Source organism: Shinella sp. 838 (assembly GCF_029623935.1).
Lineage (GTDB): Bacteria > Pseudomonadota > Alphaproteobacteria > Rhizobiales > Rhizobiaceae > Shinella.
In genome coordinates this window covers 146,356-171,953 of the sequence record NZ_JARSBQ010000013.1, presented here as the reverse complement: position 1 = coordinate 171,953, position 25,598 = coordinate 146,356, and the positions used below count along the sequence as shown (strand labels likewise).

The window sequence follows — 25,598 nt, the reverse complement described above, 5'->3', positions numbered from 1 at the left end:
TTCGGTATGTCATTTTTGCGCTACGATCGCATAACGGTGTTGAAGGCCCCGCGCGATGGCCTTGAAGAAACCGAAATGCGCTGCCTGCGTCTTGTGGATTTGCCGCAGATCCCTGTCCGCCGTCACGCTTGAAAAACCCGCTTCCGCAAGCAGGCGTGAAACGACGTCGACCCGCGCACCGCCGGAAAAATGGACGCGGGAGAGGATGTCTGCATGCGTGCCGGTCATGGCCGCGGGCGCCTGCACTCCTGTCGTGCCTGCTCGCTCCAGAAAGGCGGCGAGCCGTTTTACAAGCCGCTCGGCGAGGCCCGTATTGACGAAATCACCGTCGATGACCAGCAGCTTGCCGCCCGGTTTGAGGACACGCAGCCACTCTGCAAAACAAGCGGCCGGATCGACAAGGGTCCAGACAAGATGGCGCGTGACGATCACGTCGTAGCTGTCATCGGCCTCAAGCGTGTTCTCCGCATCGCCGAGATGAAAACGGATGGAACGGCCGCGGGCTGCGGCCTTGGCGCGGGCGCGTTCCAGCATGGGTTCGGCCCAGTCGATGCCGGTCACCCGATAGCCGAGGTCATCCATCAGGTGGGAGATCACGCCGGTTCCGCTCGCAAGGTCGAGAGCCTCGCGGCCATCGCCACGGCCGAGATGCCGTTCGATGAGCGCATGCCAGGCGGCGCGTTCCTCCTCGGAGAAGATCTCGTGGCCGGGCGACTGGTCGAATGTTGCAGCGCGCGCGGACCAATAGGCCTTGATTTCATCCCGCAAGGTGAAATTGGTGCCCTCCGTCGTGCGGTTGCTCTGCATGCTTCATTCCCCGATTTCAGCTTCGAACGCTTCTAAAAGATAATACTTGACTATAAAAGTCATAAAATAATATGTGCCGGGCAGTTTCCACCGGAGATGAATCCCATGCGCTTTTCTGCCAAGTCGGCGATGTTTGCCCTCGGCCTCCTCGTGTCCACCGTGCTGCCGGCAATGGCCGATCCCGTCGTCCTCAAGGACGTTACCGGGCGAGACGTCGAAGTGAATGTGCCGGTCAAGCATGTCATCCTCGGCGAAGGCCGGCAGATCTATTTCCTCGCCGCGCTTGACAAGGAAAATCCGTTCCAGCACGTTGTCGGCTGGCGCGACGACCTGCCGAAGGCTGATCCGGAATCCTACGCCGCTTACCTCGCGAAATACCCCAACATCGCCAAGCTGCCGACCTTCGGTGGCATGAAGGACGGTACGTTCGATATCGAGCAGGCCGTGGCCCTGAAGCCGGACGTCATCCTGATGAATGTCGATGCCAAGACCGCGACGGAAGAAGCCGGCTACATCGAGAAGCTTGCCAAGGTCGGCATCCCGCTCGTCTATGTCGATTTCCGCGAGAAGCCGATGGAGAACACCGAGCCGAGCATGCGCATCATGGGCACGCTGATGGGCAAGGAGAAGGTTGCGGAGGATTTCATCACCTTCCGGGCCGATGCGATCAGGAAGGTCACGGACGTCCTTGAAAAGAATGGTCCGGCAAAGCCTGTCGTCTTCGTCGAGCGGGCAGGGGGCTACTCCGACGATTGCTGCATGTCCTTCGGCAACGAGAGCTTCGGCAAGATGGTCGAACTCGCCGGCGGCACGAACATGGCCAAGGAGATCATTCCCGGCACGTTCGGCACGGTGAATCCGGAGCAGATCATCGCCTCCAATCCCGACCAGGTGATCATCACCGGCGGCATGTGGGAAGGGTATGTGCCGGGTGGCAACTGGGTCGGCGTCGGGTATGGCGCCGATACGGCGGAAGCCCGCCGCAAGCTGGAAAACCTGACCAAGCGTCCGGCCTTTACGGGCGTCAAGGCGGTAAAGGACGGCAATGTGCACGCCATCTGGCACCAGTTCTACAACAACCCCTACCAGTTCGTCGCCATCCAGCAGATCGCCAAGTGGCTGCACCCCGATCTCTTCAAGGACCTGGATCCGGAGGCGACCTTCAAGGAGCTGCACGCCCGCTTCCTGCCGCTTGAATACAAGCCGGGATACTTCGTCTCGCTGAAGGGCGAGTAGTCGATGGCCGCCACGGCGACCGAAGCCAAGGCGACGGGGCGCGATCAATATCGCGCCCTTGCCTTTCGGCGTATCCTCATCCTTGCCGGCCTCGGTCTTGCGCTTGCCGCCAGCATTGCCATCGACATGGCGCTTGGGCCGGCGAACTACAGCGTTTCCGAGGTTCTTTCCGCGCTCTTCTCGCCGGAGACGGCAGGTGACCAGCTGCGTGTCGTCATCTGGGATATCCGCATGCCGATCGCGTTGATGGCGGTGACGGTCGGCGCGTCGCTCTCGGTTGCGGGTGCGCAGATGCAGACGATCCTGTCGAACCCGCTCGCCAGCCCCTTCACCCTCGGCATTTCAGCCGCTGCCAGCTTCGGTGCGGCGCTGGGGCTTGTTGCCGGCGTCGCCATCTTTCCGGGGGCGACCCAATACATGGTGCCGGTCAATGCCTTCATCATGGCGATGGTGGCCGCGCTCTTCATCCATTTCGCCTCGACGTTGCGGGGCGTGACGGTGGAGACCATCGTTCTGCTCGGCATCGCGCTCGTCTTCACCTTCAATGCCGCGCTGTCGCTTCTCGAATACCTTGCCTCCGAACAGGCGCTCGCGGCCGTCGTGTTCTGGACCATGGGCAGCCTCACGAAGGCGACCTGGGACAAGGTGTTCGTCACCGCGGCCATACTGGTCGTGACGCTGCCACTCTTCATCCGCAATGCCTGGGCACTGACGGCGCTGCGGCTCGGCGACGACAAGGCGGCCAGCATGGGCGTCAATGTCCGGCGCCTGCGTCTCCACACCATGCTCGTCGTCAGTCTGCTCGCCGCCATTCCTGTCTCCTTCGTCGGCACGATCGGCTTTGTCGGCCTTGTCGGCCCGCATATCGCGCGCATGGTGGTGGGCGAGGATCAGCGGTTCTTTCTGCCCGGGTCCGTGATCTGCGGTGCGCTTCTTCTGTCGGCGACATCAGTCGTCAGCAAGGTGCTCATCCCCGGTGCCATCCTGCCGATCGGGGTCATCACCGCGCTTGTCGGCGTTCCCTTCTTCTTCGTCCTGATTTTCTCGAACCGGAGGCGCGCATGGTAAGCCTGGTGCTGAAGGACCTTGGCGCCAGCTATGGCCGCACGACGGTTTTGTCCAATGTAGCGATCGAACTGCTGGCATCCGGCACCACCACCGCGGTCATCGGCCCGAATGCGGCGGGAAAATCGACCCTCTTCAAGCGCATCGCAGGCCTTGTTTCCGGTCCCGGTGTCGTGCAGCTCTCCGATGCGGCCCGCGGGGACCGCTCGATCTGCTACATGCCGCAGGATACTGGTTCGAATGCCGTGCTGACGGTGTACGAGTCGTTGCTGCTTGCCGCAAAACAGGGTGGCGGTTGGCGTGTGAAGGACGACGAGCTGTTCGAGATCGATGCGATCTTGAAGGCGTTGCGCATTGAAGAGCTTGCGTTTCGCGGCCTCGATGCGCTGTCCGGCGGCCAGCGTCAGCTTGTCTCGCTCGGCCAGGCGCTGGTGCGCAAACCCGAGGTCCTGCTGATGGACGAGCCGACCTCGGCGCTCGATCTCCATCGGCAGATCGATGTCTTGGAATTCGTCGCCGATCTTGCCCGCCGCACCGGCATGGTTGTGCTCATCGCGTTGCATGATCTCAATCATGCCCTGCGCTACTGCACGAACACGATCGTCATCGCCCATGGTGAAATGGCCTCGAGCGGCGCGACCGCCGATGTGATAACACCGGCAATGTTGCGCGATATCTATCGCGTCGATGCCCGCATCGAAGCTTGTTCTCGAGGTCGGCCGATGGTCATCGTCGATGGTGCGCTTTGAGCCGCGACCCGAGCCCGGTGGTCGCCTTCAGGGAATGGTCGCCTCTTCGATCAGCCAGTTGATGAAGTAGCCGACCTCGGCGGTTTCCCGCTTCGCTTCCGGGCAGATGCAATAGTAGTTGTGAAGGGCCGGCACGCTGAGCTGCAGCGGCTGGACGAGGCGGCCTTCGTCGAGATCGCGGGCGGAAACGACTTCGTCGCTGAGCGCGACGCCGAAACCGTCGCGCGCAGCCTGAAGCACGATGCCGAAGTCGTCGAAATAGACGTCCGCCTCCCCGGCATAGGCAATGCCGGCCTCCGCCTGCCAGCGCCGCCACTGCGAACCGTCGTCTTCATGGAGCAGCCGGTGATAGGCAAGGTCGGAGGGCTGGCGGATGGCGTTCGGCCCGCGCAGGAGCTGCGGGCTGCACACCGGCGTCATGCGGATGCCGTGCAGCAACCGCCACCAGAAACCCGGCCACGGCGGTGCTCCATAGACGATCGCGACGTCGGTCTTGCGCCAGTCGACGCCGGGAAAATGGCTGGATGTGACGACCTTCAACTGGAAATTCGGACTGTCGGCCATGAAGGTGAAAAGCCGGGTCGCAAGCCAGGCGACGCCATGCACCTGGGGGATGGAGATGGTCAGGGTTCGCCTGCTGGCCTCGCCGTATCTTTGCGCCGAGAGCTGGCGCACGCCGGTCTGGATCGCGTCCATCGCGCTTGCCACCGAGCGCTGGAGCTGGCTTCCGCTCGGGGTCAGGGCCAGTTGGCGTCCGCGTTTTTGAAACAGGTCGACACCGAGTGCTACCTGGAGGGCGCGGATCTGCTGGCTGACCGCGCCTGGCGTGACATGCAGCTCGGCTGCCGCCGCGCCGACATTGCCGAGCCGTGCGACGCTTTCGAAGACGCGAAAGGCATGAAGGGGGGGCAGCGTCATCGATTTCGGTCCTCAAACGGGGCTTGACGATCAGGCATTCTGGTCGCGTCCGGGGCGCAACTGCTCGATCACGCGATCGGCAAGCGCGCGCAGGACCGGGTCGTTCGCCCGGTCCACAGGGCAGACGATGTAATATTCCCGCGCCGCGTTGATCGTGGTCGAAAACGGTTGGATGAGACGGCCTTCGCTCAGATAGTTCCGCGTCAGGACATCGGAGACCAGCGCCACGCCGCGGCCTTGAACGGCAGAGGCGATTGCCTGCGCCACCGAATTCACACGCACACGGGTGTTGCCTTCGAGGCCTATCCGCGCGGCGACGGACCATTTTGCCCATTCGCCACCGTCGTCTTCATGAAGCAGGGCGACCGAACTCAGCTTCCTGTCGCGATTGCGCAGGTCCAGCCGTGGGAACAGCGTCGGCGCGCAGACGGCACAGAGCCTGACTTCGCTGAGGGATCGCCAGTATTTTCCGGCAAAGGGCGGGTTGTCATAGACGAAGGCGAGATCGTTCTTGTCCCAATCCACGTCAGCGGCGGTGATCGCCTCGTTGATCGTCAAGCTGGCGATGCCGTTCGACTGAGCGAAATCGACGATCGCCGCGGTCAGCCAAGCGATGCCGAGCGCCGTCGGTACGGAAACCGACAGCGCGGCGGGCTGGTCGCCGGCGGTGATTTTCCGCGAGGCCCGCGTCGCCGTGTCGAGTTGGCCGAGCGATATGGCGACGGCTTGCGAGAAATCCTTGCCCGCCTGGGTCAGCGCGACATTCCGGCCCGCTTTCTGAAACAGCACGATCCCCGTCGCCTCGCCCAGCTTCTTCAGTTGCAGGGAGATCGCGCTGGGGCTGAGGTTCAGTTCTTCGGCCGCATGCCGCACCCCGCCAAGGCGCGCGGTCGCCTCGAAGGCCGGCAAATATTGCAGGTACGGCGGCAGGCGGCTCATGGTGTGGTCCGGCTAATGATTTAGAAAATTAGAACAATATTGGTGATTATAAATTGATTTTTTCAAACTGTTAAGAGTGCTATCCCAACGACAAAGAGGAGAACGTTCATGATCTCGGCCAAACCATTCGACTTTCCCTATGACGGCAATCTGCAGGCGCAGAAGACCGCGCTCATTGTCATCGACCTGCAGGAAGATTTCCTGTCGACGACGGGCTACTTCGCCCGCCAGGGCTATGACCCGGCGCCGCTCCGGGCGATCCTTCCCGCTGTCAACCGGCTCATCGCCGCCTGCCGGGAGGCCGGCGTGCAGATCATTCACACGCGGCAGGGTTATCGCGGAGACCTCGCGGACATGACGCCTTATGAGAAATGGCGTCGGAAGCGCTCCGGTCTTGAGGGCACGACCGCGCTGCTGCGCTCCAGCCCGGGCTTCCAGATCGTTCCCGAACTCGATGTGCGTCCGGAAGACATCATCGTCGACAAGACCTGCAACGGCGCCTTCACCTACACGGATTTCGAACATGTCCTGCGCGCGCAGGGCATCACGCATCTCCTATTTTCCGGATGCACCACGGATGTGTGTGTGCACACCACGCTGCGCGAGGCTTGTGATCGCAACTTCCAGTGCCTGACGATCTCCGATGCCTGCGCCAGCGGCGATCAATATGCCCACGAGGCGGCCCTTCATATGGTGACGGTCGAGAACGGCATTTTCGGTGCGCTCACCGATACGGCTGCGGTTCTCGAAGGGCTCAAGAAGCTTGGAACTTCCGCGAAATGAGCGAGGTGCATGCGAACCAGAAATACGTTTCCCTGATGCGTCTGACGCAGAAGGGGCTCACTGAGCTGACCGACAGCGCCAAGCGCCGGAAGGTCAGCGAGGATCGCGTGGCCGCGCTCGGTGGCCGCTCGATCGCCTTCTATGCCCTGCTGGGCCCCTATGATTTCGTGCAGGTTTTCGAAATGCCGAGCAACGAAGCCATGATGCAATACGTCCTCACCGCGCGCCGCGACGGGCATGTCGAACCCCTGATCCTTCCGGCTTTCGACACCGACACGTACGGGCAGATCCTCACCGAAATAGTTTAGTTTTTCTGCGTTTATTTCGCGAAAACATTTAGCTTGTCTGTATGGGATGTTCGTATACGACTTCACAAAACATCAATCCAAGAAGCCAAAAACAAGGGAACACAATGATGAAAACTGCACGACTGGGAATGAAACCGTCTCTTCTCGCCGGCACGATGCTGGCCGCCCTTCTCGGCGCAGGCAATGGTCTTGCCGCAGAGCAGAAACCCGATTTCGTATCGGGTGGCGTCCTGAAGATCTGCACCAGCGGCGAATTCCCGCCGATGGAATATTATGAAAACCCCGGCGACAAGGACCTCGTCGGCTTCGAGATCGACGTCATGGACGCGATCGCCAAGCAGTGGGGTGCCAAGGCCGAATATGTCGTCGGCGATTTCAAGGGGCTGCTCCCCTCGCTCGATTCGAAGCGCTGCGATCTCGTCGCGAGCGGCATCCTGATCACGCCGGCCCGCCTCGAGAAATACGACGGCATCCCCTATTTCAGCTCGCATATCGTGATGGTCACCGCGGCGAACGACACGGAGACGAAGGTTCCGGCCGATGTCAGCGGCAAGGTGATGGCGATCGAAGCCGGCACCTCCTACGAAAAGATGGTCGCCGATCTCAATGCGGAGCTTGAGGCCGGCGGCAAGGCACCGATCCAGGCACAGACCTATCCCTCGGCATCCGGTGTCATCGAGCAGATCCTCGTCGGGCGTGCGACGGCCACCATCACGCAGGATACGACGGCGGCCTATCGCATGCTGCAGGTTCCGGGCCGCCTGAGCATTCCCTACACCTACGAGCAGAGCGAAAACTACGGCATCTATCTCCGCAAGAGCGATGGTGACCGCCAGATGCTGAAGGAAGCGATCGAGGCCCTGCAGGCGAGCGGCGAGATGAAGGCACTGCTTCAGAAATGGAACCTGCCGGAAACCGCGACCGACGTTTCCCACGACGTCAACTGACGACAGGACGGTTTCGCGTTGTTCCAGCTCGACCTCTTCCTGCAGGCGATATTCAGCGCGCCCCTTTTCAAGGGGGCGCTCCTGACGATCGGCCTTTCCCTCTGCGTCATGGCCGTGTCTCTCGTGCTCGGCATGGGGCTCGGTTCCATGGCGGGCTCACCGCGGCCGGCGGTCCGATGGCTGGTGACGCTCTATGTCTGGCTCTTCCGCGGCGCGCCGGCCCTGCTGGTGTTGCTCTTCGTCTGGAACGGCCTGCCGCAGATTTCGGAGATTTTCCGCGCCGGCTGGTTCACGCCTTTCGTCGCGGCGTTCCTGGCGCTCTCGCTCATCCAGATCGCCTATCTGGCGGAAATCCTGCGCAGCGCCTTTGCCGCCGTCGGCCACGGCCAGCGGGAAGGCGCCGCAGCGCTCGGCATGCATCGCTGGCAGATCTTTCTGGTCATCACCATGCCGCAGGCGCTCCGGATCGCGGTTCCCGCGCTGATGAACGAGTTCATCTCGCTCCTGAAGACCACGTCGCTGGCGACCGTGATCTCGCTCAAGGAGCTGATGACCGTCTCGCAGTTCGCCATCGCGACGAGCTTCCGCTTCCTCGAATGGTACGGCGCGGCGCTCGTCTATTATCTCGTCATCGTCTCGGTGCTGACGCTTGCGCAGAACCGTATCGAATATGTGCTTTCGCGCGGCTATCGCTGATCCCGCTTCAACCCGAGAGTTGGACATGAACACGCAAACGACGACCGATCTTCCGCACCGGGCCGCGATCGAAGTGGCTGGCGTCAACAAATGGTACGGCGCTTTCCAGGTCCTGAAGGGCATCGACCTGACGGTGAACAAGGGTGAACGCATCGTGATCTGCGGCCCTTCCGGCTCCGGCAAATCGACGCTGATCCGCTGCATGAACCGTCTCGAGATTCATCAGGAAGGCTCGATCATCGTCAACGGCATCGAGCTTACCAACCAGCTCAAGCGCATCGACCGCGTTCGAAGCGATGTCGGCATGGTCTTCCAGCACTTCAACCTGTTCCCGCATCTGACGGTTCTCGAAAACTGCACGGTCGCCCAGCGCTGGGTGCGTAAGCTGCCTAAGAAGCAGGCGATCGAAATCGCGATGACCTATCTGGAGCGCGTCCACATTCCGGAAAAGGCCGACAAATATCCCGGCCAGCTATCCGGCGGCCAGCAGCAACGTGTCGCCATCGCGCGCGCACTCTGCATGAACCCAAGCATCATGCTGTTCGACGAGCCCACCTCGGCGCTCGATCCCGAAATGGTCAAGGAGGTGCTGGACACGATGATTTCGCTTGCCGCCGACGGAATGACGATGGTCTGCGTCACGCACGAGATGAATTTTGCGCGCGAGGTGGCGAGCGAAGTGGTTTTCATGGCTGGCGGCCAGATCATCGAGCGCAACACGCCCGACCGCCTGTTCTCCGCGCCCACGCATGAGCGCACGAAGCGCTTTCTCGGCAAGCTGCTGCATTGAGGGAGGAGAGGGTGCGCAATAAGGACTGGTTTTCGAAGGAGACAATCTCCGAGAAGCTGACGCGGCTTTACGAGCCGCATGTGCACAGCTTTTTCCGGGCCAACATGTTTCACGTTGTCGGTCGGGATGCTGATCTCGTCGTCGATTTCGGCATGGGGCTCGCCAGTCTCGCGGGCGCGCTGGACATTCCGGCCGGCAAGCCTGTGCTGGCGGTCGCGACCCACGTCCATGTCGATCATGTCGGTTCGTTCCACGAATTCGAGAACCGGCTGGGGCACGAAGCCGAGGCCGCTGCCTTTGCGCAGATGCTCGACACCGATACGCTCGCCCCCTATTTTCGCACGCAACCGGACGCCCTCGCAGCGGTCGCGCCCACGGGCGTCATGCCGGAGGCCTATGCGATCCCGCCCGCTGCGCTTGCCACGATCCTCAAGGAAAACGATGTCATCGACACCGGCGACGCCCGCTACATGGTCCTGCATCTACCGGGCCATTCACCCGGCTCGCTCGGCCTTCTCGACGAGAAGACGGGGACGTTTTTCAGCGGAGACGCGATCTACGAGGGCAACCTCGTGGATGACCTGCCGGGATGCGACGTCGCGGCCTACCGGGTGACCATGGAGCGCCTGTCGCGGCTCGACGTCCATACTGTTCACGGCGGCCATGGATCGAAGTTCGGAAAGGCCCGGATGCAGCAGATCGCCCGGGCTTATCTGACGGAAAAGGGGGGCTGAGCGGGGCCAGTCGACTACGGCGTCGATTGCCACATTATCCGTCGAGCAGGCTGGCATAGTCCGGGTGTTTGACGGCGAAGGCGGCCATGAAGGGGCATTTTGCGATGATGCGCGTCTTTCGGGCGCGCAACGTCTCGAAGACACCCCGTGCAAGACGCGTGCCTATGCCTTGGCCTGATAGCGCCTGGGGAACCTCGGTGTGGATGAGCACGATCCGGCCATTCTCCTCGCGGTAGTAGGCGACCGCCATCTCGTCTCCGACGGCCAGCTCGAAGCGCGACTCGGCCGGGTTGTCGCGAACGTCGTCATCCATCAGGCATCCTCCGCTTTCCAGTCTCGCCGGTGATCCGGCTAAAGGCCGCTGAATTGCCACAGGAGCCCGATCAGCCCCAGATAGAGGAGCGATCCGGCGATGAACCGCTCCTGCAGGCTGGCAACCGATTGTAGGGGCAGACGGCCGGGAACGGCAAATGCTGTCTTTGCGTCCATGTCGTGTTTCTTCCTTGAACGGGGCGAGGGATCGCGCTTGTCGAAGGTGGTGCCGGAAGCTACATTAATCAAATGAGGCTGGGGCATTGGAAGCATGCGCGAAATTCATAGCGCCGATCTTAACCTTGTTCGCGTCTTCGTCGCAGTCATGGAGGAGCGGGGCGTCACGCGGGCGGCCGAGCGCCTGCACCTTACCCAGTCGGCCATTAGCCATGCACTCGCCCGGCTGCGCGAGACGCTTGGCGACGAGCTCTTCATCCGCGGGCCGAACGGCATGTATCCGACCTCCCGTGCCCTGGAGCTTGCGCAGGCGTTCAAGCCGGCCCTGCGGCAGATCGAGGGCGCCCTCGCGGGCAATACCTTCAATCCCGAGACCTCGGACATCACCTTCGCGATCTCGACCTCGGATTTTCTCACGGCGACGGTCATTCCCGAGCTGATGGCGCGCATCCGCTGCCATGCGCCGAAGGCCGGCTGCTGGCTGCGCCCGTTGAGTGAGCTCAACATCACGGAGGAACTCGATCGCGGCGCCCTTCATGTGGCCATCGGCGTTTTCGGCAAGACACCGTCCCGTTTCGTCAGCGAGCCGCTGTTTTCCGATCAGAGCGTGTGGCTGATGCGCCGGGATCATCCCGCCGCCGCTGGTCCCTTCGGTCTCCAGGCGCTTGCGGCCTTTCCGCATGTCGATATCCTGATTTCCGACCAGCTTCAGCCGGCCGGGGATGCGACGATCGACCAGGGTGGGCTGGAGCGGGCCTACATCACCAGCAATCCGCGTTATATCGAGGGTCTGCTCGGCGCCGAGGGCCTGACGCGCACGGTTGGCGCGACCGTCTCGCACATCCTTGCCGTTCCGGCCCTTTTGGCGGCAACCGACATGATCGCCTACGTGCCGCTGCAATTTGCACTGCGCGCCGTACGCGCGCTCGATCTTGCGTGGCGCGATCCACCTTACCACGCGCCACCCTTCGAGATCTCGATGCTGTCGCACCGGACGATGGGCGCACATCCCGCCGTGGCCTGGTTGCGGCAGGCGCTGGTGGAAAGCGCGGAACGTTACCATCGTAAGGATTGATCCAGGCAAGAGAATGAATCTTGTTCATGAATCAAATGCTAAAGCATCATTTCATTCATCGAGTATCCGCGCCCATATTTGCCGATATCTAAATCCGGTCCAAAGGACCCAGGAGAGTTACGGCAATGAACGCAATCGTCACAGGCCTCGTCGTCCCGGACAACAGGCCGCAATCCGTACCGGCCCCGGATGTACGTGCGCCGACCGCTCACCATCCGCAGCCGAAGGGCGCGACGCAGAAGCGGCCGCGCCGGCGCAGCTATCTTGCCCTTGCCCGTTCGGCCGTCATCGTCGTCGGCATCGGGCTTGCCACCGTCATTCCGCTCGGCTGGGGGCAATGGGTCGCGGGCTTCACGAACCAGTCTACGGACAATGCCTATCTCCGGGCGGACACGACGCGGATCAGCACGCAGATTTCCGGCCGTGTGCGCAGGGTCGCGGTGAGCGACTTCCAGGCGGTCCGGGCCGGCCAGCTGCTCGGCGAGATCGAGGCTTCGGAATATTATGCGAAGGTCAGCCGCGCGACGGCCTCGGTTGCCGCTGCGGATGTCGCCATCCGCAATGTCGACAGTCGGATCGCGCTGCAACACCGCACCATCACCCAGGCCGATGCCGCTATCCTTGCAATCAGCGCCGATCGCGACCGGGCTGCGGGTGAGTACGGCCGACAGACCGCCGCCGTCGAGGACGGCTGGTCCACCAGCCAGCGCCTGGAGGACGCGCTTGCCGCAAATCGCCGCTTCGAGGCCCAGCTTGCGGAAAAACAGGCCGAAGCGGACGCGCAGCGCCAGCAGCTCAACGTGTTGGGCACGCAGCGGGAGCAGGCGCTGGCGGAGCTGGAGATCCGCAAGGCCGATCTCGCGCTCGCCCGTATCGAGCTCGGCCGTACCAGGATCGTAGCGCCCATCGATGGCGTCGTCAATGTCAGCAGCGTGCGCGCTGGCCAGTATGTTTCCGTCGGTACTCGCTTCATTTCCATTGTTCCGCTGCCCAAGGTTCATGTCGTGGCGAACTACAAGGAAACACAGCTCGGCAAGGTGCATGTCGGCCAGGCCGCGACGATCAAGGTCGATATGTTTCCGGGGCGGGAGCTGAAAGGTCGTGTGGAACAGATTGCGCCCGCGACTGGTGCGGAATTCGCCCTGCTGCCGGCGGACAATGCAACCGGTAATTTCACCAAGGTCGCCCAGCGTATCGCCGTGCGGATTGCACTCGTCGATGTTCCGCAGGACCTGCGGAAGGCGCTGCGGCCGGGCATGTCGGTCCTGTCGACAATCCATACGGACACGGCGATCGACGATCCCGCGATCAAGTAGGTGGGAAGGACAGATCATGACAGCGGCAACGGTTCCGGCCCTCCGGAAAGAATGGCCCGGCCTCAGGACGCTCGTCGGCATCGGCGCCGTCCTCCTCGGCACCTTCACATCGATCCTCAACGCGCGGCTGACCGACATCGGCCTTGCGGATATCCGCGGTGCCCTCGGCCTCAGCCTCGATGAGGCCTCGTGGATCACCACAGCCTATGTCGTCGCCGAGGTGGCGGCGATCCCAGCGGCAGTGTGGCTGCGCGGGATCCTGTCGCCGACGCGCGGCGTCATCCTCGGCGCGGCATTGTTTTCCGTGTTTTCCCTCGCGGCACCGTTCAGCCCCGACCTTTCGATCCTGCTCAGCCTTCAGGCGCTGCGCGGGTTGAGTGCCGGTGTGCTGATCCCCATGGCTTACGCTGTGATCATGCGCCACTTGCCGCAGCACCAGCGGCTCTACGGCCTGTCGTTCTATGCGCTGGTTTCCGCCACCACGCCCAGCCTCTCGGTTTCGCTCGAAGCCTTCATTCTCGAACACCTCTCCTGGGAGTTCCTGTTCTGGCTCAACATCGTCCCGGGCGCGCTGACGGTTTTTGCGGCCAGTTATGGCCTTGCCCACGACCCGGTCAAATACATGCGCTTTCGCAAGTTCGACGGCTTCGGGCTGCTTGCCCTGTCGCTCGGGCTGGCTGCGCTGGTGGCCGCGCTCGACCAGGGTAACCGGCTCGACTGGCTGCAATCCGGTCTCATCGTCGGCTTCCTGCTTGCCGGAGCGTTTCTCATCGGCGCGTTCTTCTTGCATGCCTTGCTACATCCGAACCCGGTCGTCAGTCCGCGGCTCCTGTGGCGGCGCAATATCGGCCTTGGCCTGATGATGATGTTTGCAAGCCGTATTGCCGTCATGTCCTCGGCCTTCATCGTTCCGCAGTATCTCATCCGCATCCAGGGCTATCGCGCGCTGGAAAGCAGTGACCTGTTCCTTGCTACGGCAATCCCGCAATTGCTCCTCGCACCCGTGGTGGTCTGGCTCTGCTATCGGGTCGATCCGCGCAATCTGCTGGCGCTCGGCGGCATGCTGATGGGTGGGGGTTTGCTCCTGTCCGCGAACATTACCGGCCTGTGGGTCAGCGAGGAATTCCTCCTGCCGCTTCTGCTCCAGTCGGTCGGCGGGCCGCTCGTCGCGATCCCCACCATGGTGCTGATCACCGAAGACATCACGTTGCAGGAGATCCCCTGGATCGCTTCGCTGGTGCATATCGTGCGCACGGTCGGCAGCGCCATCGGCTTGGCGCTCGTGACGACCACGGTGCGGGTGCAGGAACAGGTCTATTCCAACCTGATCGGCCAGCATGTCGAAAGCGGCGATGCGGACGTGGCGGCGCGGATCGAGACGCTGGCGCAAACAGTGTTGCCGCGGGCCGCCAATCCACAGGAAGCGGTCGGGCAGGCTACTGCCCTGCTTGCTCGTACCGTCCAGCGCGAGGCCTATGTGTTGAGCTACGCAGACGCTTTTCTGCTGATCGGAGCGATCATGCTGCTTGCGACGGCCCTGTCGCTGGCCCTGCGCAAGACCCTCCTGCCCGGCCGGTTTCTCTGATAGACCGGCAGGACGGCAGGCTGGATGGCCGCGGCGCGACAGAAGGGGTCCATCGATGCTCGATCGCCTGACCGGCATGCAGGTCTTTGTACGCACGGCGCAACAGGGCAGCCTGTCGGCCGCGGCACGCCAGATGAAGATGTCGCCGGCCATGGCGACGAAACACGTCGATGCGCTGGAGGAACGGCTCGGAATCAAGCTCTTCCATCGCACCACGCGCAAGCTTTCGCTCAACGAGTCGGGACGGCAATATCTCGAATTCTGCCTGCGTATCCTGCCTGATATCGAGGAGACCGAGGCGGCCGTCTCCTCCCAGCGCATCGACGTCGTCGGTACGCTGCGCCTCAGCGCGCCGATCTCCTTCGGTGTGCGCTATATCGCCCCGCTCGTCCCTGAATTCAGCGCGATGTATCCCGGTGTCACCGTCGATCTCGGCCTGAACGACCGCTATGTCGATTTGATCGACGAAGGTTGGGACATGACAGTGCGTATCGGCCGGCTGGCCGACAGCCGGCTGATCGCCCGCCGGCTTGCGCCGACGAAGATGGTCGTTGCCGCGACGCCTGCCTATCTCGATGCGCATGGGCGGCCACGGCGCGTCGGCGACCTGCTCGACTACAATTGCCTCAGCTATTCGCTTTCCGATGCGACAGGTGCCCGGGAATGGATCTTCGGCACCCGCAACCAGCTGCGCGTACCGATCCGGGGCAACTTCATCGCCAACAATGGCGATGCCCTTGTGGCGGCGGCGCTGAACGGGCAGGGCATCCTCTACGGTCCCGATTTCCTCATCGCCGACCACGTTGCGGCCGGGAGGCTGGAGCTCCTGCCGCTCGACCAGCCAGCCTATGACATGGCCGGCATCTTCGCCGTCTACCCGCCGGACCGGCGCCCGCCGGCGAAGGTCCGGGCGATGGTGGACTTTCTCGCCGATGCCTTTGCCGGTGTTCCTGCCTGGCAGGTCGATTGAGTACGTTTCGCACTCCTGGTGTTAAGTGATCCAACGGAACTGGGAATTATCGTTTCCAGAAGAAAGGCATAGGTTTCACTCATCGGAGGCGAGCAACGAAAACCTCAGGGTTTTCAAGCCTCAGCGGGATGGAACCTGCCGGTACGGGATGCCGGCACCGCCCGTTCTCCTTCGAAGACGTTCTCTCGCTGCAAACGGCAAGCCAGCCGCGTGCGGGGCCATCATTGTCCCGCAGCCGACAGGTATTGCCCGATTGCGGGGGAACTTGGAACCCACCGCCTGCACAGGCAGGCAGCCAAACCAGGAGTGAAGACCATGACCAGTGAAGTCATCCGCAACCCGGCCGAAGACCACCTTCTGACCCCGCAGAACTCCGCCCTTGTCGTCATCGACTACCAGCCCGTCCAGGTGAACTCGATCGCGTCGATGGATCGCCCGCTGATGGTGCGCAACATCGTTGCGACCGCCAAGGCCGGTGTCGCCTACAAGCTGCCGATCGTGCACACCACGGTCAATGTGAAGACCGGTCTCAACAAGCCGCCGATCTCGCAGCTGCAGGCGGTCCTTGCCGATTTCCCGACCTATGATCGCACGACGATCAACTCCTGGGAGGATATCGAGTTCCGCCAGGCCGTCGAGGCGACCGGCCGCAAGAAGCTGATCATGACAGCCCTGTGGACGGAAGCCTGCCTGGCTTTCCCGGCGCTCGATGCGCTGAAGGAAGGTTATGAGGTCTACGTGGTCGTCGATGCCGTTGGCGGCACCTCCGTCACGGCTCATGACGCGGCCCTGCGCCGTATCGAGCAGGCCGGCGGCAAGCTGATCTCCGTCGTCCAGCTGCTGTGTGAATTGCAGCGCGACTGGAAGCGGACCGAGACGGTTCCGGCCTTCCTCGACATCATGAAGGGCCTCGGCGGTACCGCTGGCCTGCAATTCGAGTGGGATGCCGCAGAACGCGCACACGGCTAAGGCTCGATAATGGGGAGACGCCCTTGCGGCGTCTCCCTCTATGTTTGCGGTGCGGTGCGCCGCTTTCTCATTTCCAGCTTTGATAGTCCGCAGCCGTGCATCCAAAGGGTGCAGGGCCATCGGCGAAGCGTTTTTGCAGCTGGTCGCAGCCCCACCGGTTGAGGGCTTCCGGCAGCATGTTGTTGATGTCCATCCCCGGAGAATTGAACTGCGAGGGCGCGCTGGTCACGTACCAGAGCCAGTAACCGAAAATACCGACGATGATGAGCAGGATGACGAGGAGGAACAGGCCCAGCCTTCGCAGCAGCGACGGCCCCGTCTTCGCCGGAGCAAGGGATGGTGCTGCCTGCCGCCCGGCCTGTGTCGCCGCGGCATAGAGCGGCGCAAGGGCCTCCGCCCGTTCCTGCTGTGTCATCTCGATGCGCTCGAGCTTGTCGTCGAGCAGGACCGGCAGGAAGGTGTCGCCGTGCCAGACAGCCAGTGCGACTGCATTGCTGCCTGCGTCGCCGATGATGATCGGCTCCTGTCCGGCCTCGAAACGGGTGTAGGCCACGCGTTTGGTCTTCCGTTCGCTCACCTTGTCCGCATAGGTGATCGCGAGGCGGTTGTTCTTCTTGTCCATGCCGGTGATCTCGACCGGAATCGGGGTGAGGGGCGCTGGATGCTGCAACTGGCCGCGAACGCGCAGGATCCGGAAGAGAAGGTAGATCATCGCCAAGGCGCCGCCGCCGAGCAGAAGGGCAAAGACGGAAAGTGTGATGATCCTGTTCCACAGCATGTCGAGCCCGAGGGTGATCGTGGCGAGGTCCGGCCGATCCGCAGAAATCACAAGGCCCGTCTCATAGTCGCCGCTGTGCATGTCGACGAACATCACCTCGACGTCCTTGTCATAGCGCTGACCGTCATGCTCGTAGGAAAGATCGACCTCGCAGGTGGTGAAGATGGCCTTGCGGGTCGTGCAACTGCCCTTGATGTCGCCGTTTTCGAGGATGAGCGGATTCTGGCTGATCGTGTAGTCGCGCAGAATGCCCGGAGCCTCCGTCACCATCATGAAGACGGCGATTGCCAGGAGGATCGGCGTGGAGAAGTAGTAGGCGAGCGGCGTTGAAATCACCCCGCGCTTCAAGGCGAGGGGGCGGGCGGGAAGCTTGATTGTGGGAAATGTCATGATCTGCCTGAAGGGATTGCATTTTGGGAGGGCGAAGGGGAAACGGCGCAGGGCCGCCATAAATTCGCAGGGTAAATGGCGCAGTCCCCGTTCCGGGCATCAGGACCGTGGACAGACGGCGTTGCGCGCCTCGTCTTTCCCGTCGCCATCCGGCATGATCCGAGCAAGCGCTTGCTTCGAGCGCAGGACAGGTACCCTCGATCAGATCGCAGATGGACGACCATGGCTGAACGGCGATACGGCGAAGCAGCGCCGAAGACGGAGATCACCATTGCCGGGGCTGACTGGTATGGCCGGCAGATCGAACGCGAGCGTCACGCGAACACGCTGTTTGCCGATCTCGACCTCACCGAGGCGCAAAGTGAAGGCGCTGTCTTCGACGCCTGCATCTTTCGGCGGGCCCGTTTCAATGCGTCCTCGCACCAGGCGAGCGCCTTCGTGAACTGCACTTTCCTGTCCTGCAAGTTCTTCGACAGTCGATTCACGCAGTGCAAGTTCGTCGGCAGCATGTTCGATGGCTGCGAGTTTGATCAGATGCAGGTTTCGGGAGGTGACTGGTCCTTCGTCGGCCTGCCAGGCGCTGTGCTCGATCGGGCCTTCTTCACGGACGTTCGCCTGCGGGAGGCGGATCTCACGGGTGCCTCCTGCAAGGCCGGCTCGCTGCGGGACGTCGATCTCTCCGGCGCGTGGCTGCATGGCGTGGATTTTTCCGCCTGCGATCTCAGGGGAAGCGACCTCAGTGCGATCGAACCGGAAAACGTTCGCCTCAAGGAGGCGATCATCACGATCGACCAGACGATCGTCATCGCCGAGGCCCTGGGTCTCGATGTCCGGCGGAAGTGAGCGCGATCCGATTTCGGTTTTGCAGCGATGATCCTAGTTCGTGATCTGCACCTTTACCCGGCCGAAATCACCCCGATCGAGATCGGCTTTGTCGATGGTGAGTACGAGATCGTAGGTATCGCCCCAGATCCAGTTCATCAGACGGCTGGTGGGCAGTTGCAGCAGCGTTACGTCCTGTCCCATTGCGAATTCGTGGACATAGCCGTCTGGCACGTCGCGCATTGATCCCATTTCGCGCTGCGCATCGTGGGCCACCTGTTTCTCGACCCTTGTCCGCCACGCCGACGGAAGCGCAGCAGGATCGGCGGCGTAGAGGAAGGTTGCATGATGCTGCGCGAGCGTCGCCCAGCTTGTCAGCCAGCAGGTGGCGGCTTCCGGCGGGCACTGGGTGGGGAAGGCGCTCGTCGGCCGTGCGTCATTTCCGTCCGGAATCGTGATCTCCGCGAGTGTTGTGATCAGTTCGTCGATCAATGCTTCCAGGCGAGATCCGGACGCGATCTCGCGTTCTGCCGCCGCCCGAAGCGCTCCGGCGTGCGAAAGGCAGGCGTCCCACGCCGCCATGCTTCGCGCGGATCGGGCTTTCTCGTCCTCCGCCCACTTTCGTGCTGTGTTGGGATTGTCGAAGCGCTCGGGCTGGGTGGCAAGCTGATCCAGCGTCTTTGCCGCCTTGTCGAGGTTCCTTCGCCGGCGCCCGGCCATCTCGCGGGCGTGGGCCGTGGCTGTATCGAGCATGAGAAGCGTGCTTGCGGCGTCGAATGGCTTCCAGCCGGGTTCGTTCAGGTCAAAACCCGTGTGGTATCGAAGGAAGCGTGGATCGCTCTCGTCGTCGGAACCGGGTTTCGTCCGCACCCGCGGGTCTTGCACCGCCGAGGGAACCCGGACCACGGCAACCGGCCATTTCGGAACGTCCTTTCGCACCAGCGATGTCCAGTCCGTGCCGGGAGCCTCATGCAGCGACAACCACTCGAACTCGATCGGGAAAGGCGGCTCCGCCGGTGCGCCGTAGGATCGGGTGTGGAGAATCCTCGCGGCAAGATAGCCGTTCTCGTAGCCGAGGAAGAAGGAAAGCCAGCCGTTGCGTGGCCCCGCGCCGCCCCAGAGGTCGGCGGGAAGGGCGGCGCAGTCGATCTGCGCCAGGAACGCCGCCGGTTTTCCGCCGAGGATCGGCCAGGAAGTGCCTTCGGGCAGCGACGGGTTGCCGCCGAACCAGCTGTGCGGCGGCCCATCCGGAGGGATCGGCACCAGAGGCACGAGCCGCACGAAGGGGCTTGGCCGTTCATTGGCCTTGAGCATCTCGTGTTCCCGCGCGACTTGCCCGACGACTCCCTCGAGAATATTGGCCAGCAGCTGCCTGTCCTGCGGACGCAGGTCGGATTTGGGTGCTCGATCGACCATGCGCCGCATGCGCGCCGGTTTGATGTTGACCGGTTCCGGGTGAACGGCTCGGCCGGCCTGTACGGCGCGCAAGCAGACGGCGGCCGGCAGCAGGAGTGTCAGGAAGGCCAGCAAGGCCAGGGTGTTGGTGTGGCCGAGCCAGGATACGAGGCCGGTCCGGATGACCGTATCGATGCCGGTGACAGCGCGGGGAACCTTTTCGGTGAAACTCGCAAGGAAGCCGGTGGCGACATGGAGCGTAAGCAAGGCCATGAAGGCGAAAAGGACAAAAGCACGCGCCACCGATTTCATCGCCGCCCCCGCTGGATGGATGCCGCGGCAATCCTAGGGAAGAGGTCTTCACAAGCCGTCAATTTTTGCGCGTATGGGTGTTGCTCGTTGCCTGACGCTTCTGCCGCTAGGGCAGCGAAAGAACCGCCCGGCATTGCGCCCGCCGCTAGCGGATTTTGCAGGCCGGTAATTTCACCGAGAGTCGCACGTTCCGCAAGCGAAACATGCTATTGGGCAGGGTGATCGTTTCCATTTTCCGCAAGGCCTGTTCTTGATCAGCTTTCGCGAACGCATCCTCCTCTATGCTCTCCTGACCTCGTTGACCTCCCTCAGCATTGACGCGCTGTTGCCCGGGTTGCGGGAGATCGGGGCGGATGTCGGGCAGGCGCCCCCGCTTTCCACCCAGCACATCGTCTCGCTGTTCATTTTCGGCATGGCCTTCGGCGAGCTGCTGCTCGGGCCGGTCTCCGATGCGATCGGGCGGAAGAAGGCGCTGCTACTGGGCCTCTGCGTCTACGGGGCCGGGACCGTTGTCGCCATGCAGGCGGGCTCGCTGGACATGGTGATCCTGGGTCGGTTCCTGCAGGGCATCGGTGTCGCCGGTCCGAAGATCGCCACGCGCGCGATGATCCGTGACCAGTTCGCGGGGGAGGCTATGGCGCGCGTCATGTCCTTCATGTTCACCCTCTTCATTCTCGTGCCGATGCTCGCACCCGCTCTGGCGCAGGGCCTGATCGCTCTCGGCGGCTGGCGCAGCGTTTTTGGCGCCTATCTGGTGATCGCCGGTCTGCTCGGCCTCTGGCTGGCCGTTCGGCAACCGGAAACCCTGCCGGTGGCACGGCGCATCCCGTTTCGGCCGGGCTTGCTGGTCTTGAACAGCCGTCGCATCCTGTCCAGCCGACGGGTGGTGCTGCTGATCATCGCGACCGGGATCGTCTTCGGGGCGCAGCTCCTCTATCTCAGCACGGCGGCCGACCTGTTCTTCGATGCCTATGGGATCGGGCAGGCCTTCCCGCTCTATTTCGCCGGGCTGGCCGCCGGGGTGGGGCTCGCGTCCTTCGTCAATGCCAGGCTCCTGCACCGCTATGGCATGGATAGAATGGCGCGCGCCGGTTTTGCGGGGCTTTCTGCGGCCGGTTTCCTGATGGCGATCGCATGCATATTCTGGGGCGGTCGCCCGCCGCTTTCCATGCTGATGGTGCTCGGGTTTGGAGCTTTCTTCGCCATCGGGGTGCTCTTCGGCAACCTGAATGCTATGGCCATGCGTCCCCTCGGGCAGGTGGCGGGCCTTGGTGCGTCGCTGATCGCATCGGGATCAAGTCTTGTTGCCACGCTCTTCGCCGTCGGCATGGGCCGATTTTATGACGGCACAGCCCTCTCCCTGTCCGTGGGGTTCTGCATCGCCGGTCTCGGTGCGCTTCTTCTGGCGGAACTGGCCGCCCGCGGCGAGGCCGCGCCGATCGAGCCGTTTCGCTAGGCCGGGACCGCGTCGGTTTCCTGTTTTGGGGAGGTGGATGATGAAGCCATACCCCCTGTCGCAGCAGTTGATTTGTTACGATGGTTACATTACAGAGAAGCCATGGTTGTTCTCCACTGGCTTCTCCTGACCTACAAGGTCCCGCCCGATCCGGCCGCAAAGCGGGTGGCGCTGTGGCGGAAGCTGAAGGGGATGGGAGCGGTCTATCTCCAGAACGGCGTCTGCCTCCTGCCGAAGACCGACGAACACGTGCGCCGCTTGAAGATGATGGAAAACGACATCGCCACGATGGGCGGCGACGCGGTGATCCTGGAAACCGTAGCACTCGACCGGATGCAGGAGGACAAGGTCATCGTCCGCTTCCAGGCCGATCGCGACGAGCAGTATAGTGAATTCCTCGGTCGTTGCGCCGAGTTCGAGGTGGAGATCGCCAAGGAAATCGCCATCGAAAAATTTACCTATGCCGAGCTTGAGGAAGAGGATGCCGACCTGAAGAAGCTTCAGAGCTGGTTCGAGAAGATTCGCAAGCTCGACTTTTATGGCGCTCCGCTGGCCGCGGAGGCCGAAGCACGCCTTCGTGGCTGCGAGACGCTGCTCGACGGCTATGCGCAGCGTGTCTTCGATGCCCAGCAGGAGAACCGGTGATGGGCACGGCCAAGGCGGGTTCGCCGGTGGACGCGGCAGCGACGAGCCGTAAAGGAGCCGGTTGGCGCGGCATTCCGTCGGGCATATGGGCGCTCGGCTTCGTGTCGATGCTGATGGACGTCTCGTCGGAGATGATCCACGCGCTTCTGCCGCTCTACATGGTGACGGTTCTCGGCGCCTCGACGCTGGCTGTCGGCATTGTCGAGGGCATCGCCGAGGCGACGGCTTCGATCACCAAGATCTTTTCCGGTGCGCTGAGCGACTGGCTCGGCAAGCGCAAGCTTCTCGCGGTACTCGGCTATGGCCTTGCCGCGCTCACCAAGCCGATCTTTCCCTTGGCATCGACGCTGGACTGGATGGTCGCCGCCCGCTTCATCGATCGTATCGGCAAGGGTATCCGCGGTGCGCCGCGCGACGCGCTGGTGGCGGACATCGCGCCGCCCGAACTGCGCGGCGCCAGCTTCGGCCTGCGCCAGTCGCTTGATACGATCGGGGCTTTCCTGGGGCCGCTCCTTGCCATCGCGCTGATGTGGTTGACGGCTGACCACTTTCCGACAGTCTTCTGGGTGGCCGTCGTGCCGGCGCTCCTCTCCGTCGTCGTGCTGCTGGTCTTTGTCCGGGAGCCGGAGCGGAAGGACGGTGCGCGTCCTGTGCGCATGCCCCTTCGGCGAAGCGAACTGGCGCGGCTTGACGCCAGCTATTGGTGGATCGTCGGCATCGCGGCTGTGTTCACGCTGTCGCGCTTCAGCGAGGCTTTCCTGATCCTGCGGGCGCAGTCGCTCGACTTGCCGCTTGCGATGGTTCCGGCAGTCCTGGTGCTCATGGCCCTTGCCTACTCGCTGTCGGCCTATCCTGTCGGGGTGCTTTCCGATCGTATGAACCGTGTCGGCATCCTCATCGCCGGCCTGCTTCTTCTTGTTTTCGCCGATGTCGTGCTGGCGTTTTCAACCGGCATGGCGTCGCTCGCCGTCGGCGTCGTACTCTGGGGCTTGCACATGGGCTTCACGCAGGGCCTGCTCGCAACCCTTGTCGCGGATGTCGCACCGGCGGATTTGCGCGGTACGGCCTTCGGAATGTTCAATCTCGTGACCGGCCTCGCCCTGCTGGCAGCAAGCGTGCTGGCGGGTGCGCTGTGGGACGCTTTTGGGCCGGAAGCCACCTTCCTTGCCGGCGCGGCCTTTGCATCCGTGACCATCGTCGGGCTTTTGGCGGCGCGGGGGCGTATCGGTGCCAAGGCCTGATCGCTTCCAGAGGTGCTGCCCCGCCCGGGCCGGAACAAATCGTGGATATTGCGTCCAGGAGAGGTGCTGTCACCCGGCTCGGCAATCCACAAGCCGGGTGACAGCGCATATCAGGCTGCGTTGAGCTTCTTCTCGCAGCGCAGCAGCATGCCGTAGAGGTCGCGCGGCTCGTCGGGGTCGGCGAGCAGGTCGAGTTCCACGAACATGCCGTGCTCGGCGATCTTCTCCCGCACGTAGCGCAGCGCGGAGAAATCCTCGATGGCGAAGCCGACGCTGTCGAACAGCGTAATCTGGTCGGCGCTTTTGCGGCCCTCGGTCTCGCCGGTCATGACCTGCCAGAGTTCGATAACGGGGTGCTCGGCCGGCAGCTGCTGGATCTCGCCTTCGATGCGTGTCTGCGGCGGATATTCGACAAAGATGTCGGAGCGCAGCAGAATGTCCTTGCTGAGCTCGGTCTTGCCGGGGCAGTCGCCGCCGACGGCATTGATGTGCGCGCCGGGGCCGACATGGTTGTCCGAAAGGATCGTCGCATACTGCTTGTCGGCGGTGACGGTGGTGATGATGTCGGCGCCCTCCACGGCCTCTTCGACCGATCGGCATTCCTCAATGGTGAAGCCGAGGCCTGCAAGGTTCTGGGCACATTTGCGCGTTGCCGAGGCGTCGATATCGAAAAGGCGCAGCCTGTCGATTCCGAGAAGCGACTTGAATGCGCGCGCCTGGAATTCGCTCTGCGCGCCATTGCCGATGATGGCCATGGTGCGAGAATTCGGCCGTGCCAGGTATTTTGCCGCCACCGCCGAGGTCGCGGCGGTACGCAGCGCGGTCAGGATCGTCATCTCGGTGAGCAGCATCGGATAGCCGTTGCCGACATCCGACAGCACGCCGAAGGCCGTCACGGTCTGCCGGCCGTCGCGCGTGTTCTTCGGATGGCCGTTGACATATTTGAAGCCATAGAGCGTCCCATCGCTGGTCGGCATCAGTTCGATGACGCCCTCCTCGGAATGGGAGGCGACGCGCGGGGTCTTGTCGAAGACCGGCCAACGCCGGAAGTCTTCCTCGATCGTCGCCGCCAGCTCCGTCAGGAACCGGTCGATGCCGACCTTCAATACCAGCTTCATCATGTGGTCCACGCTGACGAACGGAACCACGTTCAATTTCGGATCAGTGTTCATTTTCCCTCCAGAAGAACAGCCGGGCTCAGCCTGCAAGCGTCGGGCGATCCATCACCCGCTTGCCCATCAGGCTGGCAACAAGATCGACGAGCAGCTTCGCAGTCTTGCCGCGTTCGTCGAGGAACGGATTGAGTTCGACGATGTCGAGGCTCGTCACCAGGTCGCTGTCGTGCAGCATTTCCATGATCAGGTGCGCCTCGCGGAACGTCGCCCCGCCCGGCACCGTGGTGCCGACGGCCGGTGCGATGTCGGGCTCCAGGAAGTCGACGTCGAAGCTCACATGCAGGAGGCCGTTTGCAGCCCGGACCCGCTCGATGAAGGTGCGCACGAGGACGGCGACGCCGTGTTCGTCGATGACACGCATGTCGTGGACCGTGATGCCGGTCCTGCGGATCGCGACCTGTTCAGCGGGATCGACGCTGCGAATGCCGATCATGCAGACATTTTCCGGGGGTATGGCATGGGCGAGCGGCGGGAAATAACCTTCAAAGCCTGCCTGGCCGGTATAGTAGGCAACGGGCGTGCCGTGCAGGTTGCCGCTGGCGGTGGTCTCAAGGCTGTGGAAATCAGTGTGGGCGTCCAGCCAGAGCACGAAGAGCGGCCGGCCCTGTTCGGCGGCGCGGCGCGCCAGACCCGGAACGGTGCCGGCGGAGATCGCATGGTCGCCACCGAGGAAGATCGGCATGCCGGCCTTGCTGTGCTCGTAGGCGGCGGCAGACAGCGCCTCCACCCAGGCGACCGTCTCGCCGAGATGGTGCACGGCAGCGTTCGGGTGCGGCATCTCGTCGAAGGCGCGGGGCGTAAGGTTGCCGGTGTCCTTCACCGTATGGCCAAGCTCCTCCAGCGCGGTGCGAAGGCCGGCGATGCGAAGGGCGCTCGGCCCCATCTCGCAGCCAAGCTGTCCTGCACCGATTTGCAAGGGGGCGCCGATCAGCGTGCACTCCATGACGTACTCCTTATTGGTTTTCCAAATTCTAGAAGCCTTGAACGGCAGATTGAATATTGAATTTT

General features: G+C 62.9%; 27 protein-coding genes. 18 read left to right on the top strand and 9 right to left on the bottom strand.

All coding sequences use genetic code 11. The features are described 5' to 3' along the window. Window positions 1–9: 9 nt before the first annotated feature. Window positions 10–807: a class I SAM-dependent methyltransferase gene (locus P9A16_RS28715; RefSeq protein WP_023512943.1), complete on the bottom strand. Its 798-nt coding sequence runs from the start codon at window positions 805–807 to the stop codon at window positions 10–12. A 105-nt stretch (window positions 808–912) separates the two neighbouring features. On the opposite strand from P9A16_RS28715, the gene P9A16_RS28710 reads away from it, so the two are divergent. Genes P9A16_RS28710 through P9A16_RS28700 form a run of 3 tightly spaced genes read left to right on the top strand, consistent with a single transcriptional unit; the run spans window position 913 to window position 3,857 of the window. After that, on the top strand, window positions 913–2,043 hold the full coding sequence (locus tag P9A16_RS28710; RefSeq protein ID WP_023512942.1) for an ABC transporter substrate-binding protein: 1,131 nt from the start codon (window positions 913–915) through the stop codon (window positions 2,041–2,043). A gap of 3 nt (window positions 2,044–2,046) precedes the next feature. Beyond that, a complete protein-coding gene (locus P9A16_RS28705; protein ID WP_023512941.1) occupies window positions 2,047–3,111 on the top strand; it encodes a FecCD family ABC transporter permease in 1,065 nt (354 codons plus the stop codon). Further along, window positions 3,105–3,857 (top strand): ABC transporter ATP-binding protein, encoded by a 753-nt coding sequence (locus tag P9A16_RS28700; protein WP_023512940.1) that lies wholly within the window; start codon window positions 3,105–3,107, stop codon window positions 3,855–3,857. The genes P9A16_RS28705 and P9A16_RS28700 overlap by 7 nt, the downstream gene beginning before the upstream one ends. Before the next feature lie 27 nt (window positions 3,858–3,884). Here the strand turns inward: P9A16_RS28700 and P9A16_RS28695 are convergent, their stop codons facing one another. Both P9A16_RS28695 and P9A16_RS28690 read right to left on the bottom strand, forming a co-directional pair. Beyond that, a complete protein-coding gene (locus tag P9A16_RS28695) occupies window positions 3,885–4,775 on the bottom strand; it encodes a LysR substrate-binding domain-containing protein (protein ID WP_023512939.1) in 891 nt (296 codons plus the stop codon). Between the two features lie 30 nt (window positions 4,776–4,805). Further along, window positions 4,806–5,714 (bottom strand): LysR substrate-binding domain-containing protein, encoded by a 909-nt coding sequence (locus tag P9A16_RS28690; RefSeq protein WP_023512938.1) that lies wholly within the window; start codon window positions 5,712–5,714, stop codon window positions 4,806–4,808. Between the two features lie 108 nt (window positions 5,715–5,822). Here P9A16_RS28690 and P9A16_RS28685 point away from each other — a divergent pair, with 108 nt between their 5' ends. From P9A16_RS28685 to P9A16_RS28660, 6 genes are all read left to right on the top strand, one after another. Further along, a complete protein-coding gene (locus P9A16_RS28685; protein WP_023512937.1) occupies window positions 5,823–6,497 on the top strand; it encodes a cysteine hydrolase family protein in 675 nt (224 codons plus the stop codon). After that, entirely contained in the window at window positions 6,494–6,805 is a 312-nt protein-coding gene (locus tag P9A16_RS28680) for a GYD domain-containing protein (protein ID WP_023512936.1), read from the top strand. The genes P9A16_RS28685 and P9A16_RS28680 overlap by 4 nt, the downstream gene beginning before the upstream one ends. A 128-nt stretch (window positions 6,806–6,933) precedes the next feature. After that, entirely contained in the window at window positions 6,934–7,752 is an 819-nt protein-coding gene (locus P9A16_RS28675) for a transporter substrate-binding domain-containing protein (RefSeq protein WP_156031967.1), read from the top strand. Window positions 7,753–7,770: 18 nt separating this feature from the next. Then, the gene (locus tag P9A16_RS28670; protein ID WP_023512934.1) at window positions 7,771–8,448 is read left to right on the top strand and encodes an amino acid ABC transporter permease; all 678 of its coding nucleotides are present in this window, start codon (window positions 7,771–7,773) and stop codon (window positions 8,446–8,448) included. 25 nt (window positions 8,449–8,473) lie between these two features. Beyond that, a complete protein-coding gene (locus P9A16_RS28665; RefSeq protein WP_023512933.1) occupies window positions 8,474–9,238 on the top strand; it encodes an amino acid ABC transporter ATP-binding protein in 765 nt (254 codons plus the stop codon). An 11-nt stretch (window positions 9,239–9,249) separates the two neighbouring features. Then, entirely contained in the window at window positions 9,250–9,972 is a 723-nt protein-coding gene (locus tag P9A16_RS28660) for an MBL fold metallo-hydrolase (protein ID WP_023512932.1), read from the top strand. A gap of 34 nt (window positions 9,973–10,006) precedes the next feature. Here P9A16_RS28660 and P9A16_RS28655 read toward each other — a convergent pair whose 3' ends face one another. Continuing rightward, complete coding sequence (locus P9A16_RS28655; protein ID WP_023512931.1) at window positions 10,007–10,285, bottom strand: GNAT family N-acetyltransferase; 279 nt, start codon at window positions 10,283–10,285, stop codon at window positions 10,007–10,009. Between the two features lie 38 nt (window positions 10,286–10,323). Further along, window positions 10,324–10,461, bottom strand: coding sequence for a hypothetical protein (locus P9A16_RS28650; protein WP_023512930.1), 138 nt, complete (start codon window positions 10,459–10,461; stop codon window positions 10,324–10,326). 94 nt (window positions 10,462–10,555) lie between these two features. Here P9A16_RS28650 and P9A16_RS28645 point away from each other — a divergent pair, with 94 nt between their 5' ends. The 5 genes from P9A16_RS28645 (at window position 10,556) to P9A16_RS28625 (ending at window position 16,376) form a co-directional block, all read left to right on the top strand. Beyond that, complete coding sequence (locus P9A16_RS28645) at window positions 10,556–11,536, top strand: LysR family transcriptional regulator (RefSeq protein ID WP_023512929.1); 981 nt, start codon at window positions 10,556–10,558, stop codon at window positions 11,534–11,536. A 125-nt stretch (window positions 11,537–11,661) separates the two neighbouring features. Next, window positions 11,662–12,852 carry an HlyD family secretion protein gene (locus tag P9A16_RS28640; RefSeq protein WP_023512928.1) on the top strand — a complete coding sequence of 397 codons (1,191 nt, stop codon included), beginning with the start codon at window positions 11,662–11,664 and terminating at the stop codon, window positions 12,850–12,852. A 16-nt stretch (window positions 12,853–12,868) separates the two neighbouring features. Beyond that, on the top strand, window positions 12,869–14,437 hold the full coding sequence (locus tag P9A16_RS28635) for a DHA2 family efflux MFS transporter permease subunit (protein WP_023512927.1): 1,569 nt from the start codon (window positions 12,869–12,871) through the stop codon (window positions 14,435–14,437). A 55-nt stretch (window positions 14,438–14,492) separates the two neighbouring features. Then, on the top strand, window positions 14,493–15,407 hold the full coding sequence (locus P9A16_RS28630) for a LysR family transcriptional regulator (protein WP_023512926.1): 915 nt from the start codon (window positions 14,493–14,495) through the stop codon (window positions 15,405–15,407). A gap of 315 nt (window positions 15,408–15,722) precedes the next feature. Further along, window positions 15,723–16,376 (top strand): hydrolase, encoded by a 654-nt coding sequence (locus P9A16_RS28625; RefSeq protein WP_023512925.1) that lies wholly within the window; start codon window positions 15,723–15,725, stop codon window positions 16,374–16,376. 67 nt (window positions 16,377–16,443) lie between these two features. Here P9A16_RS28625 and P9A16_RS28620 read toward each other — a convergent pair whose 3' ends face one another. After that, entirely contained in the window at window positions 16,444–17,544 is a 1,101-nt protein-coding gene (locus P9A16_RS28620; protein WP_023512924.1) for a hypothetical protein, read from the bottom strand. A 222-nt stretch (window positions 17,545–17,766) separates the two neighbouring features. Here P9A16_RS28620 and P9A16_RS28615 point away from each other — a divergent pair, with 222 nt between their 5' ends. After that, window positions 17,767–18,387 (top strand): pentapeptide repeat-containing protein, encoded by a 621-nt coding sequence (locus P9A16_RS28615; RefSeq protein WP_023512923.1) that lies wholly within the window; start codon window positions 17,767–17,769, stop codon window positions 18,385–18,387. Between the two features lie 33 nt (window positions 18,388–18,420). On the opposite strand, the gene P9A16_RS28610 is transcribed toward P9A16_RS28615, so the two are convergent. Continuing rightward, window positions 18,421–19,896: a DUF1963 domain-containing protein gene (locus tag P9A16_RS28610; protein ID WP_278026265.1), complete on the bottom strand. Its 1,476-nt coding sequence runs from the start codon at window positions 19,894–19,896 to the stop codon at window positions 18,421–18,423. 427 nt (window positions 19,897–20,323) lie between these two features. Between P9A16_RS28610 and P9A16_RS28605 the strand changes: the two genes are divergently transcribed. From P9A16_RS28605 to P9A16_RS28595, 3 genes are all read left to right on the top strand, one after another. Then, window positions 20,324–21,529 (top strand): multidrug effflux MFS transporter, encoded by a 1,206-nt coding sequence (locus P9A16_RS28605; RefSeq protein WP_023512921.1) that lies wholly within the window; start codon window positions 20,324–20,326, stop codon window positions 21,527–21,529. Window positions 21,530–21,631: 102 nt separating this feature from the next. After that, window positions 21,632–22,174: a Chromate resistance protein ChrB gene (locus P9A16_RS28600; protein ID WP_023512920.1), complete on the top strand. Its 543-nt coding sequence runs from the start codon at window positions 21,632–21,634 to the stop codon at window positions 22,172–22,174. Next, window positions 22,174–23,415, top strand: coding sequence for an MFS transporter (locus tag P9A16_RS28595; RefSeq protein ID WP_023512919.1), 1,242 nt, complete (start codon window positions 22,174–22,176; stop codon window positions 23,413–23,415). The genes P9A16_RS28600 and P9A16_RS28595 overlap by 1 nt, the downstream gene beginning before the upstream one ends. Before the next feature lie 110 nt (window positions 23,416–23,525). Here the strand turns inward: P9A16_RS28595 and ocd are convergent, their stop codons facing one another. Then, window positions 23,526–24,587 (bottom strand): ornithine cyclodeaminase, encoded by a 1,062-nt coding sequence (gene ocd / locus P9A16_RS28590; protein WP_023512918.1) that lies wholly within the window; start codon window positions 24,585–24,587, stop codon window positions 23,526–23,528. Between the two features lie 25 nt (window positions 24,588–24,612). Further along, on the bottom strand, window positions 24,613–25,533 hold the full coding sequence (gene rocF, locus P9A16_RS28585) for an arginase (protein ID WP_024270482.1): 921 nt from the start codon (window positions 25,531–25,533) through the stop codon (window positions 24,613–24,615). Window positions 25,534–25,598: the final 65 nt, after the last annotated feature.

Coding starts and splice junctions, on each gene's coding strand:
- P9A16_RS28715 (WP_023512943.1), bottom strand. CDS start 807: ATGCAGAGCAACCGCACGACGGAGGGCACCAATTTCACCTTGCGGGAT.
- P9A16_RS28710 (WP_023512942.1), top strand. CDS start 913: ATGCGCTTTTCTGCCAAGTCGGCGATGTTTGCCCTCGGCCTCCTCGTG.
- P9A16_RS28705 (WP_023512941.1), top strand. CDS start 2,047: ATGGCCGCCACGGCGACCGAAGCCAAGGCGACGGGGCGCGATCAATAT.
- P9A16_RS28700 (WP_023512940.1), top strand. CDS start 3,105: ATGGTAAGCCTGGTGCTGAAGGACCTTGGCGCCAGCTATGGCCGCACG.
- P9A16_RS28695 (WP_023512939.1), bottom strand. CDS start 4,775: ATGACGCTGCCCCCCCTTCATGCCTTTCGCGTCTTCGAAAGCGTCGCA.
- P9A16_RS28690 (WP_023512938.1), bottom strand. CDS start 5,714: ATGAGCCGCCTGCCGCCGTACCTGCAATATTTGCCGGCCTTCGAGGCG.
- P9A16_RS28685 (WP_023512937.1), top strand. CDS start 5,823: ATGATCTCGGCCAAACCATTCGACTTTCCCTATGACGGCAATCTGCAG.
- P9A16_RS28680 (WP_023512936.1), top strand. CDS start 6,494: ATGAGCGAGGTGCATGCGAACCAGAAATACGTTTCCCTGATGCGTCTG.
- P9A16_RS28675 (WP_156031967.1), top strand. CDS start 6,934: ATGAAACCGTCTCTTCTCGCCGGCACGATGCTGGCCGCCCTTCTCGGC.
- P9A16_RS28665 (WP_023512933.1), top strand. CDS start 8,474: ATGAACACGCAAACGACGACCGATCTTCCGCACCGGGCCGCGATCGAA.
- P9A16_RS28655 (WP_023512931.1), bottom strand. CDS start 10,285: ATGGATGACGACGTTCGCGACAACCCGGCCGAGTCGCGCTTCGAGCTG.
- P9A16_RS28650 (WP_023512930.1), bottom strand. CDS start 10,461: ATGGACGCAAAGACAGCATTTGCCGTTCCCGGCCGTCTGCCCCTACAA.
- P9A16_RS28645 (WP_023512929.1), top strand. CDS start 10,556: ATGCGCGAAATTCATAGCGCCGATCTTAACCTTGTTCGCGTCTTCGTC.
- P9A16_RS28640 (WP_023512928.1), top strand. CDS start 11,662: ATGAACGCAATCGTCACAGGCCTCGTCGTCCCGGACAACAGGCCGCAA.
- P9A16_RS28635 (WP_023512927.1), top strand. CDS start 12,869: ATGACAGCGGCAACGGTTCCGGCCCTCCGGAAAGAATGGCCCGGCCTC.
- P9A16_RS28630 (WP_023512926.1), top strand. CDS start 14,493: ATGCTCGATCGCCTGACCGGCATGCAGGTCTTTGTACGCACGGCGCAA.
- P9A16_RS28625 (WP_023512925.1), top strand. CDS start 15,723: ATGACCAGTGAAGTCATCCGCAACCCGGCCGAAGACCACCTTCTGACC.
- P9A16_RS28620 (WP_023512924.1), bottom strand. CDS start 17,544: ATGACATTTCCCACAATCAAGCTTCCCGCCCGCCCCCTCGCCTTGAAG.
- P9A16_RS28615 (WP_023512923.1), top strand. CDS start 17,767: ATGGCTGAACGGCGATACGGCGAAGCAGCGCCGAAGACGGAGATCACC.
- P9A16_RS28600 (WP_023512920.1), top strand. CDS start 21,632: ATGGTTGTTCTCCACTGGCTTCTCCTGACCTACAAGGTCCCGCCCGAT.
- P9A16_RS28595 (WP_023512919.1), top strand. CDS start 22,174: ATGGGCACGGCCAAGGCGGGTTCGCCGGTGGACGCGGCAGCGACGAGC.
- ocd (WP_023512918.1), bottom strand. CDS start 24,587: ATGAACACTGATCCGAAATTGAACGTGGTTCCGTTCGTCAGCGTGGAC.
- rocF (WP_024270482.1), bottom strand. CDS start 25,533: ATGGAGTGCACGCTGATCGGCGCCCCCTTGCAAATCGGTGCAGGACAG.